This window comes from Paramagnetospirillum marisnigri, assembly GCF_001650715.1.
GTDB classification, from domain to species: Bacteria; Pseudomonadota; Alphaproteobacteria; order Rhodospirillales; family Magnetospirillaceae; genus Phaeospirillum; species Phaeospirillum marisnigri.
In genome coordinates this window covers 24,060-33,480 of the sequence record NZ_LWQT01000058.1, presented here as the reverse complement: position 1 = coordinate 33,480, position 9,421 = coordinate 24,060, and the positions used below count along the sequence as shown (strand labels likewise).

Here is a 9,421-nt window from a genome sequence, read left to right as displayed (position 1 = left end):
ATGCACTTTAAGCACGAGGAGTCTCTCATGGACTCCTTTGATTATGATGAAAGAGACAAGCATAAGCGAATTCATGCTGGCTTTGTAGAGAAGCTTGATGGAATCAATCGTGATGAACTTCATAACGGCGGCGGAAGTGAGAAGCTTTTCTTTTTAATATATAATTGGCTCGTCACGCATATTGTTAGCATTGACCGCATCATGATCGCCAAATTGAATGGCGAATATGATGATGGTATTGGCGGCGAGACCGTACACAAGCAAACCGGCATCGTGATAGAAAATGCGTATGAATTATCCGCAAAAATTATGAACATTAACTTGCAAACAAGTGCAGTGGCCGATAAAAAGCGGAAACCTGCATTGCTTCATGATATTTCGAAATCTACAGAGAGGCTGATTAACCTTATGGAACTTGCTGATTCCAGGGTGCAGGTGAGTGGATGCTCTAATTTTCAGCTTAAACGGTTGGGCGAGATACGGCATGCACTTACGAAAAGTGCGGATTCTCTGGCCGTGACGGCTGCAAAAAAAATCATACGGCTTTGCGGTGATATTTTGTCCGGCAAGCAGGGCATTCCCCTTGGAATCGGGGATATCTTGCGGCGACAAATGGGTCGGGTGGCAAGCTTGACTGCTGTAATCGGTGGATTGGACGCTATGAGTTCCACCGCAAAATCCGCAGCCATCGAGGCAAATGAGTTGGCCGGGAAAATCTTGGAAATGGAACTCGGATCAGCCGCATCGTTGCGGGACTTTGATATTGCCAAAAAATAGCGAATCGGCATGGCTTCTTAATGATGCTGGGCGAAATGCAACACCTGCCTCAAGCCGCCATTTACGCTGACCGTGGAGAGTGGGGGCAAATGACCGGGTTGGGTCATAAGCACTCACCCAGGCCCTCCCCCCATGAGTGGCCGCTTTGGAAAATTGCCGCCGCTCGTCAGGTGACCACGTCCTACCACGTCCTACCCCTGGCTTGACGCCCCCCCCACAAAGCAAAGGCGTCGTCTTTCTAACAAATTCCAAGGGAGAGGCTCCATGAACAAGCAGGACCTGATCGACGACGTGGCCGCAACCATTGGCTCCACCAAGGCTGAGGCTGGCAAGGCGGTAGACGCCGCATTTGATGCGATCAGGCCCTTTTTCTTTGTCTGCGATTTCGTGTCGCCACTGTGTCACCAATATTGTTGGTGACAATTCACGGCTCCCTCAGCTCCCCTTCAAACCTGAGAACTTCCTTATTCGTGGCTATCTGTTCGAGAAACGGAAGGCGTTGGAGGCATGGGCGGACTGGATCAACCTTCTGTAGAAGTCAGTGACGACCGATAAATTATGATGCATGGCATTCACCGTCTTGGTTGCTGCCCGCCTATTACCGTTTCCCTAGCTCGAAGGACCGCCGAAGCTCATGTACCGGGTATCGTCCTGAACGAAACCACCCGCCATTTTTAAGAAGGCTTCCGCCGTGAGCATGGCATCTAGCAAAGCGCCATGATGGTCAAATCGATCAGATCTGTCGATCCATAGCCGGTCGCAAAGCACGTCCAGTGATCCTGGCACACCAGGGAAAAACTGCCGCGATAGTTCCTGGGTGCAGACAAAGTCATTCTCAGTGAAAATGGCGTCTTCAAACGCGCAACGGCCTATGCGGGCATACTCAAAGTTCAGAAAGTCGATCTCATTCTCGGCGCTATGGGCGAGTAGCGCATCTTGGCCGATGAAGGCCTCAAAATCGTCCAGTACCTCTCTGAAGTGTGGAGCCGATTTCAAATCGCCAGGATAAATTCCGTGGATGGCAATCGATGCCTTGGAGATTGGCCCGCCGGGCTGGATTCGGCGATGCCAAGTCTCGCCAGCTTTCCAACCATCATCGCCTCGGAGCAATTCCTGACACCCGATTTCGATGATGATTCCGGGCAAGCGTAGCCCCTTGGGCATTTTCCTAATCTCACCAGCAGAAGGCATCCGAAATCCGGTGGTTTCCGCGTCGATAGCAACCATACGCTTTACATCAGCAAGTTCGACCAATGTGCGCATGGTTCCTGCTTTCAAGATGGAGACGACGATGGGGGAGACCTTACTACCTCTGACCTCCTACGTCCCACGGCAGTTATGCCCTTGGGAGTTTCATGACTAACCGCTTTCGCTTGCCTTTGAGGCAGGACGAATCAAGACTGCGACATCAAACCTGCCTCGGTACGACTAAAATCGCCCGGCACTTGATTCGGAGCGCGATACCGCGCCTCGATTTTCTCACGATTGGAGACATCAAATGCCGAACGGCAGTGTCAAATGGTTCAATAGCACCAAGGGCTACGGCTTCATTGCTCCGGACAATGGTGGTGCCGACGTTTTCGTTCACATCTCTGCCGTGGAGCGCGCTGGCTTAAGCGGTCTGAATGATGGGCAGAAGGTCTCTTTTGACGAAGAGCGCGACCCCAAGAAGGGAAAGACCTCCGCGGTCAATCTCAAGGTGCTCTAATTCGCCTATGACGTCGGTGGCAACCCCACCGGCGTCTACTCGCCCAGAGCATGAGGCATGCAATACGGGACTGCTTGGTCCCTAGCAAGCCCACTCGCCCGCGCTACCATCGCCCCCACCAATTCAGCATTGGAGCGACCCTACAATGACCGACGCGAAGACTGATCTCATCAGCCCCGGCAACATCGCCAAGGAGCTGGGCGTATCCGACGGCAAGGTGAAGAAAGCGATCAAGGATTTGGGCTTGGAACCGGCGTTACCATGGGCTCCGGAGGAAAGTAACGCCGTTGCCATTTGGGGGAGCTCTTGCCCTATGCCGCCCGTGGCGTTACGTCGTGGGCAATCTTTTCACCCGCCTCGGCTTGCACCTTTGACAGGTCATGGGCGCTTTGGAGGTTGAGCCAGAATTGGGGCGTGGTGCCGAGGTAGCGAGCTAGCCGCAACGCCGTATCGGCGGTGATGGAGCGGTGCTCCTTGATGATCTCACCAATACGGGTTGCCGGGACGCACAACGCTGTGGCAAGGGCGTTGGCCGACAGCCCCAAGGGGGCCATGAATTCTTCGCGGAGGACTTCGCCGGGATGGGTCTTGATGCGCATGATCCTGCCTCAATGGTAGTCGGAGATCTCGACGCGGTGCGCGGCACCATCACGCCAGATGAAGCACAGCCGCCACTGGTCATTGATGCGGATGCTGTGTTGGGCCTTCCTGTCGCCCTCCAGTGCCTCCAGGCGGTTCCCAGGGGGGGGGTGAGGAGAGGTCTTGCAACTCCGTGGCTGCATCGAGCATATCCAGCTTGCGCAACGCTGCCTTGGCGATAGCCGCAAACCGCTTGGACGTGCCAGCCTGATATAGGCGCTCCGTTTCCTTGTCGTAAAAGCTCGCTATCATGCGACAACGGCATAACGCGACGCGTATAACGTCAATCGGTGCATTGGCGGGTGTGGTTACCCGGAATTACCGCCGCAAGCGTCCCCCGGGCGTCCCCGAAAACGGAGAAGCCCGCGACCTTGCGGCGCGGGCCTCTACAACGTCCTGATATTTCAGGAGAAAAATGGTGCTGCCGAATGGAATCGAACCATCGACCTTACCCTTACCAAGGGTATGCTCTACCGACTGAGCTACGGCAGCGTCTTCGAGGCCGGAAGCACCGGCCCCCTGAAGAGGGGCGCTTTATGCCACAGGGTTTCTTACTGTGCAAGCGTCTTTCCTGCCCTTCTTGACGAAGCCCGTCCGGGCGGGAAATAGTGGCGGCCATGAGCGGTTCCGACACCACCAGATTGAGCGACAAGGGCAAGGCCGAGGCCGAGGAGCGCCAGCGCCGCCAGGCCGAGGCGCTGCGCGCCAATCTGGCCCGGCGCAAGGCCCAGAGCCGCGCCCGCGCCGAGGACCCCGCCCAGCCTTGCCCGCCCCCATCGCCTGGGGTACAAGAACCCGAACGCTGAAGGGGGAAAAGCCATGTCCGTGATGCCCGACACCTGGATCCGCCGCATGGCCACCGAAAAAGGCATGATCGAGCCCTTCACCGAGAAGCTTCAGCGCGACGGCGTCATTTCCTACGGCCTGTCCTCCTATGGCTACGACGCCCGGGTCAGCCGCGAATTCAAGATCTTCACCAATGTGGATTCGGCGGTGGTGGACCCCAAGGCGTTTGCCGCCGACAGTTTCGTCGATCGCGAGACCGATGTCTGCGTCATCCCGCCCAACAGCTTCGCCCTGGCCCGCACGGTAGAATTCTTCCGCATTCCGCGCGACGTTCTGGTGATCTGCCTGGGCAAGTCCACCTATGCCCGCTGCGGCATCATCGTCAATGTGACGCCGCTGGAGCCGGAATGGGAAGGCCACGTCACCCTGGAATTCTCCAACACCACTCCCCTGCCCGCCAAGATCTACGCCAATGAGGGCGCCTGCCAGTTCATCTTCCTGAAGGGCGATTCGGTGTGCGAGACCTCCTATGGCGACCGGGCGGGCAAATACCAGGGCCAACAGGGCGTCACCCTGCCCCGGCTGTAGCGCCATGACCTCGCAGGCCGAGGTCATCGCCTTCCTGACGGACCCCGCCAGCCATGGCGGCGGGGCGGTGGACCGCATCGACACCCATATCTCGGTGGTGGTGCTGGCGGGCGAGAGCGCCTGGAAGCTGAAGAAGGCGGTGTGGCTGCCCTTTCTCGACTTCACCAGCCTGGAGGCCCGCAAGGCGGCCTGTGACGCCGAGTTCGAGATCAACCGTCGCGCCACCCCCGCCCTCTATCACGGCGTGGTCGCCGTCACCCGCGCCGCCGATGGTGCCCTGAGCCTCGGGGGTGAGGGTGAGGTGGTGGACTGGGTGGTCAGGATGCGCCGCTTCGACCAGTCCACCCTGTTCGACCGGCTGGTGCGGGACGGCGCGGTGGACCGCGCCCGCTGCGACCAGTTGACCGAGGCCATCTTCGCCTTCCACCAGTCCCAGCCGCCCCGCCCCGACAAGGGCGGCGCCAAGGGGCTGGCCTGGACCATCGACACCAACCAGGCCTCCATGCTGCCCCATATCCCCCATCTCCTGGACGGGGACACGGTGGCGGAACTGGCGCGGGCCTCCCACGCCGCCCTGAACCGCTTCGCGCCGCTGCTGGAGGAACGCCGGGCGGCGGGCAAGGTGCGCTGGTGCCACGGCGACCTGCATCTGGGCAATATCTGTCTGCTGGATGGGAAACCGGCGCTGTTCGACGCCATCGAGTTCTCGGAAGACATCGCCTGCATCGACGTGGTCTACGACCTCGCCTTCCTGCTGATGGACCTGGACCACAAAGGCCATCGCGGCATGGCCAACTGGGTGATGAACCATTACCTGGACCTGTCGGGCGATTACGACGGCGTCGTGGCCATGCCGCTGTTCCTGTCGGCCCGCGCCGGGGTGCGCGCCCATGTCTGCGCCACCATGGCCGCGGCGGCAGAGGGCGGGCGCCGCGACGCGCTGGTGGCGGAGGCGCGCTCCTACCTGGAGGCCGCCCTGGCCTATCTGACGCCCCAGCCCCCCCGCCTGCTGGCGGTGGGCGGGCTGTCGGGCAGCGGCAAATCGCGCATGGGACGGGAACTGGCGCCCTTCCTGGGCGTGCCGGGAGCGGCGGTGGTGCGCACCGATTCCCTGCGCAAGCAACTAGCCGGAGTGCCAGTACTGGAGCGGCTGGGGCCGGAAGGCTACACCACCGAGATGACCGAGCGCACCTACCAGGCCCTGTGCGACACCTGCGAGGCCTTGTTGCGCCAGGGCCATTCCGCCGTGGCGGACGCAGTCTTCGCCAGGCCCGAGCAACGCGCCGCCATCGAGGCGGTGGCGACCCGCGCCGGGGTACGGTTCGACGGGCTGTGGCTGGAGGCGCCGCCCGATCTGGCCGCCGAGCGCATCAAAAGCCGCAAGGCCAATGTCTCGGACGCCACGCCCCAGGTGCTGGAACGGCAACTGGCCTATGACCTGGGCGCCATCACCTGGACCCGCATCGATTCCGCCCCGCCCAAGGACGTCTCCCTGGCCATGGGCAAACGCGCCCTGGGACTATGACAAATGCGAATTTGCCTGGACCGGGGACCGGCGCATAATAGCCATATCCTCTGAGTGGGAGAGCCGCCATGTCCGCCTTCGCCTCGATCCTGGTTCCCGTGAGTGACGCCGATGCCGCCGCCGAGCCGCTGGACCTCGCCCTTTCCCTGGCGGGGAGGTGCGGCGGCCATGTGGTGGCGCTGCATGTGCGCCCCGACGCCACCACGGCGGTGCCGCTGGTGGGCGAAGGCATGTCGGGCGCCATGGTCGAGGAAATGATCGGCATGGCCGAGACCCAGGCCGCCGCCCGGGCCAAGGCCGCCCGGGCCGCCTTCGACGCCGCCCTGATCCGCCACGGGGCGCGGCTGGCGGAAACGCCCCCCGCCGATGGGCTGACGGCGGAATGGATCGAGCAGGTGGGCCGCGAGGACGATCTGGTGGCCTGGCGTGGCCGCTTGGCCGATCTGGTGGTGTTCGCCCATCCCGGCGGCAATGCCGAGGCCTCGTCCATGATTACCCTCAACACCGCCCTGATGGCGGCGGGTCGGCCCTTGCTGCTATGCCCGGCGGAAAAGCCCCGCGACCGCGCCACCACCCTGCCGGGAAAGCGCGTCGTCATCGCCTGGAACGGCAGCGCCGAGGCCGCCCGCGCCGTGGGCTGGGCCATGCCGCTGTTGAAAGGTGCCGAGGCCGTCACCATCCTGGCCGCCTCCGAGCATGTGGACCACAAGGTGGAAGCCCCGGTGGGCGAACTGGCCGCCTATCTCGGCTGGCACGGCATCACCGCCACCGTCACCCTGGTCCAGGCCAGTTCGGCCCAGGCGGGCGAGGAACTGCTGCGCCAGGCGGTCAAGGCCGAAGCCGACCTGCTGGTGATGGGCGCCTATACCCATTCGCGGCTGCGCCAGTTGATCCTGGGCGGCGTCACCCGCCACGTCATCGCCCATTCGCCCCTCCATGTCCTGATGTGCCACTGAGCCATGCCGCCATCGACCCGCCGGGCCGATTACCGCCGCTATCGCGAACTGGTGACCGAGCGGCCGGACTGGTTCGTCAACGGCCCCGACGGCATCCAGATTCTGCTGGAGGACGCGGATATCCGCGCCGCCCAACGCCATATCGCCAAGCGTAACCGCGCCATCGGCCTGCCACCCGCCTCGGCCTCGGTCGGCGTATTGTCCGAAGACCGCTACGTGGTGGCGCTGCGCGACGCCATCCGATTTCCCGATGGCTCGCTGGGCACCCATAACCGGGTGATCTACGCCAATCCCGATGGGGTGGCGGTGCTGGCGGTAACGGCGGGCCGCATCGTCCTCATCCGCATCTACCGCCATCCGGTGCGGCGCTGGATGCTGGAGATTCCCCGGGGAACGGTGGAGGCGGGCCATTCGCTGGAGCAGACCGTGCACCAGGAAATGGCCGAGGAGGTGGGTGGCGCCATCAGCCGCATGGTCCATATGGGCCGCACCACCAGCGACACCTCGCTGTGCACCGGCCGGGTCGACCTCTATTTCGCCGAGATCGACGGGGTGGGAAAACCGCAACTGTCCGAGGGGATCGGCCAGATTCTGCTGGTGACGCCCGACGAGTTCATGGCCATGGCGGAGCGGCGCGAGATCGAGGATGCCTATGCCCTGGCCGCCTTCGCCCAGGCCCGGATACGGGGATTGGTGTGATCACCCCCAGAGGCTATCGCTTTTCCAGTAGGCGCGGCCATCCATCCAGAAACTGTCCAGTCCGGTATCACGCAACAGCGCGAAGGCATCCGAGGTCAGGTTGACCAGGGGCTTGCCCCCGGCGTTGAACGAGGTATTGAGCAGAACCCCGATCCCCGAGACCGCCTCGAACGCCCCCAGCAGATCCCACAGCACCGGATTGGCGTCCCGGTCGGGCAGGCATTGGACGCGGGCGGTTCCATCCACATGGGTGATGGCCGCCAGCCGGTCGCGGTATTCCGGCCGGACCTCGCCGCCGGTCAGCATATAGGGGTCATGGCGGCTGAGATTGAAGTAGCGGTCGGCATCCATGGACCGCACCACCGGAGCGAAGGGCCGCCACCATTCCCGCTGCTTGATCTTGCGGTTGATGATGTCCTTCATCTCGCCCCGCAACGGCGAGGCCAGGATGCTGCGGTGCCCCAGGGCGCGCGGGCCGATCTCGCTGCGTCCCTGCAACAGGCCAATGATGCGCTCGTCCAGCAGCGCCCGGGCGAACCGGCCCAGATTGTCGGCATCGGACAGGTCGAGATCGGCGCCATGAATCCCCTGTGGCGCCGGAGCATCCGCCACCATGGAAAGTCCCTGATAGGGAGAGCGCGATTCCGGTGTCCAGGTGGCGGGATCGGCCATGGGCTGCCCGCTGAGGGCCGCGTGAAGAAGAATGGCGGCCCCGGCAGAAATTCCCCGATCGTCGCAATTGGGTGGAATGAACAGCTCGCGCACTTGGGGCATGCGGGCGATGCGCTCGTTGGTGACGATGTTGAGGCCGCAGCCGCCGGTGACGATCAGACGTTCCTGGCCGGAGCGCGACATCAAGTCGTCCACCGCCGCCATCACAACCCGGCTGAACGCCTCCTGCATGGCCGCGAGAACGTCCAGCGAGCGCTGTTCACCCTCCGGCAGGCATCCCATGTGAAGGCGGTTGTAGAGATTGTCGGGCCGCAACCCCGGCAAGGGATCGCGATTGATCGGCGGCGGCATGAATGCAGCATGGTAGACATCCACGTCGCCATGGGAGAACCATTCCATCAAATCGCCAACGTCGGACTCGGCGGCCACGCCATAGGCATGCGCCCCCATGATCTTACCGGCGAAATCAAGGATATCCGCGATAACGATCCGCCCTTCCTCGTCTCCGCTGGGCATCCGCTTCTTGATGCCGTCGAAGAAGTAGCCGAATTGGGAATAGCGATGGCCAACCATCAAGCGATTCATCGTTCCTTCGACCAGGGTCAGGGCCCCACCGCGCCAATTCAGCCCAAATCCGGCGGAACAACTGCCGTAGCCGTCGTAATACAGGATGGCAGCATCGGAATAGCCCGACATCCGAATGGCGCTGGCGGCATGGGCCATGCCGTGGCAACACACGTAAAGAGGGGCGTTGCCCTGGCCCAGCCCCTCGGCATCAAGAAGCATGACATGAGGGGAATTGTGGGTGAGCCTTGTGAGAGCCTCTCCATGCTTGGCTTCCAATCCCATGAAGATACCCGCCTCGTCGGCGACGCACACGCCATCCAACTGTTCAGGCCGAATGCCGAGAACATTCAGTGCGGCCGTAAGGGCGGCGACTGCCGCATTTTTCCCCGGCACATGCTTGACCCCGCTGATTCGCTCCGCCTCGACACAGATGGCCAAGCGGCCATCGATGACAATGGCTGCATTTGCATCATGTCCGACATGCAGCCCAGCGGTAATCATCCC

At 62.1% G+C, this 9,421-nt stretch carries 12 protein-coding genes and 1 tRNA gene; 8 read left to right on the top strand and 5 right to left on the bottom strand.

The genetic code is table 11. From position 1 onward, the window contains the following. On the top strand, positions 1-777 hold a 777-nt coding region (locus A6A04_RS11800), incomplete at its 5' end, for a hemerythrin domain-containing protein (RefSeq protein ID WP_068493113.1). A 264-nt stretch (positions 778-1,041) separates the two neighbouring features. Further along, a complete protein-coding gene (locus A6A04_RS22915) occupies positions 1,042-1,197 on the top strand; it encodes an HU family DNA-binding protein (protein WP_216636099.1) in 156 nt (51 codons plus the stop codon). A gap of 189 nt (positions 1,198-1,386) precedes the next feature. Here A6A04_RS22915 and A6A04_RS11795 read toward each other — a convergent pair whose 3' ends face one another. Next, positions 1,387-2,040 carry a 3'-5' exonuclease gene (locus tag A6A04_RS11795; protein ID WP_068493111.1) on the bottom strand — a complete coding sequence of 218 codons (654 nt, stop codon included), beginning with the start codon at positions 2,038-2,040 and terminating at the stop codon, positions 1,387-1,389. A 235-nt stretch (positions 2,041-2,275) separates the two neighbouring features. Between A6A04_RS11795 and A6A04_RS11790 the strand changes: the two genes are divergently transcribed. Further along, entirely contained in the window at positions 2,276-2,485 is a 210-nt protein-coding gene (locus A6A04_RS11790) for a cold-shock protein (protein ID WP_068493109.1), read from the top strand. 311 nt (positions 2,486-2,796) lie between these two features. Here the strand turns inward: A6A04_RS11790 and A6A04_RS11785 are convergent, their stop codons facing one another. The 3 genes from A6A04_RS11785 to A6A04_RS11775 form a co-directional block, all read right to left on the bottom strand. After that, a complete protein-coding gene (locus A6A04_RS11785) occupies positions 2,797-3,084 on the bottom strand; it encodes a HigA family addiction module antitoxin (protein WP_068493107.1) in 288 nt (95 codons plus the stop codon). Positions 3,085-3,093: 9 nt separating this feature from the next. Beyond that, on the bottom strand, positions 3,094-3,267 hold the full coding sequence (locus tag A6A04_RS23540; RefSeq protein ID WP_322096817.1) for a type II toxin-antitoxin system RelE/ParE family toxin: 174 nt from the start codon (positions 3,265-3,267) through the stop codon (positions 3,094-3,096). A gap of 273 nt (positions 3,268-3,540) precedes the next feature. Then, a tRNA-Thr gene (locus tag A6A04_RS11775) sits at positions 3,541-3,616 on the bottom strand. 125 nt (positions 3,617-3,741) lie between these two features. Between A6A04_RS11775 and A6A04_RS11770 the strand changes: the two genes are divergently transcribed. The 5 genes from A6A04_RS11770 to A6A04_RS11750 all read left to right on the top strand — a co-directional run bounded on the left by A6A04_RS11770 (position 3,742) and on the right by A6A04_RS11750 (position 7,678). Then, complete coding sequence (locus A6A04_RS11770) at positions 3,742-3,930, top strand: hypothetical protein (RefSeq protein ID WP_068493104.1); 189 nt, start codon at positions 3,742-3,744, stop codon at positions 3,928-3,930. A gap of 13 nt (positions 3,931-3,943) precedes the next feature. After that, on the top strand, positions 3,944-4,498 hold the full coding sequence (gene dcd / locus A6A04_RS11765; RefSeq protein WP_068493102.1) for a dCTP deaminase: 555 nt from the start codon (positions 3,944-3,946) through the stop codon (positions 4,496-4,498). Positions 4,499-4,502: 4 nt separating this feature from the next. Beyond that, on the top strand, positions 4,503-6,023 hold the full coding sequence (locus tag A6A04_RS11760) for a bifunctional aminoglycoside phosphotransferase/ATP-binding protein (RefSeq protein ID WP_068493100.1): 1,521 nt from the start codon (positions 4,503-4,505) through the stop codon (positions 6,021-6,023). 68 nt (positions 6,024-6,091) lie between these two features. After that, positions 6,092-6,979 carry a universal stress protein gene (locus A6A04_RS11755; protein WP_068493098.1) on the top strand — a complete coding sequence of 296 codons (888 nt, stop codon included), beginning with the start codon at positions 6,092-6,094 and terminating at the stop codon, positions 6,977-6,979. A gap of 3 nt (positions 6,980-6,982) precedes the next feature. After that, complete coding sequence (locus A6A04_RS11750) at positions 6,983-7,678, top strand: NUDIX hydrolase (protein WP_068493096.1); 696 nt, start codon at positions 6,983-6,985, stop codon at positions 7,676-7,678. On the opposite strand, the gene A6A04_RS11745 is transcribed toward A6A04_RS11750, so the two are convergent. After that, a complete protein-coding gene (locus tag A6A04_RS11745) occupies positions 7,679-9,418 on the bottom strand; it encodes a carbamoyltransferase C-terminal domain-containing protein (protein ID WP_068493093.1) in 1,740 nt (579 codons plus the stop codon). Positions 9,419-9,421: the final 3 nt, after the last annotated feature.

What these genes read in the sequence shown, in the direction of transcription:
- A6A04_RS22915 (WP_216636099.1), top strand. Translation starts at nt 1,042, where the DNA reads ATGAACAAGCAGGACCTGATCGACGACGTGGCCGCAACCATTGGCTCC.
- A6A04_RS11795 (WP_068493111.1), bottom strand. Translation starts at nt 2,040, where the DNA reads ATGCGCACATTGGTCGAACTTGCTGATGTAAAGCGTATGGTTGCTATC.
- A6A04_RS11790 (WP_068493109.1), top strand. Translation starts at nt 2,276, where the DNA reads ATGCCGAACGGCAGTGTCAAATGGTTCAATAGCACCAAGGGCTACGGC.
- A6A04_RS11785 (WP_068493107.1), bottom strand. Translation starts at nt 3,084, where the DNA reads ATGCGCATCAAGACCCATCCCGGCGAAGTCCTCCGCGAAGAATTCATG.
- A6A04_RS23540 (WP_322096817.1), bottom strand. Translation starts at nt 3,267, where the DNA reads ATGCAGCCACGGAGTTGCAAGACCTCTCCTCACCCCCCCCCTGGGAAC.
- A6A04_RS11770 (WP_068493104.1), top strand. Translation starts at nt 3,742, where the DNA reads ATGAGCGGTTCCGACACCACCAGATTGAGCGACAAGGGCAAGGCCGAG.
- dcd (WP_068493102.1), top strand. Translation starts at nt 3,944, where the DNA reads ATGTCCGTGATGCCCGACACCTGGATCCGCCGCATGGCCACCGAAAAA.
- A6A04_RS11760 (WP_068493100.1), top strand. Translation starts at nt 4,503, where the DNA reads ATGACCTCGCAGGCCGAGGTCATCGCCTTCCTGACGGACCCCGCCAGC.
- A6A04_RS11755 (WP_068493098.1), top strand. Translation starts at nt 6,092, where the DNA reads ATGTCCGCCTTCGCCTCGATCCTGGTTCCCGTGAGTGACGCCGATGCC.
- A6A04_RS11750 (WP_068493096.1), top strand. Translation starts at nt 6,983, where the DNA reads ATGCCGCCATCGACCCGCCGGGCCGATTACCGCCGCTATCGCGAACTG.
- A6A04_RS11745 (WP_068493093.1), bottom strand. Translation starts at nt 9,418, where the DNA reads ATGATTACCGCTGGGCTGCATGTCGGACATGATGCAAATGCAGCCATT.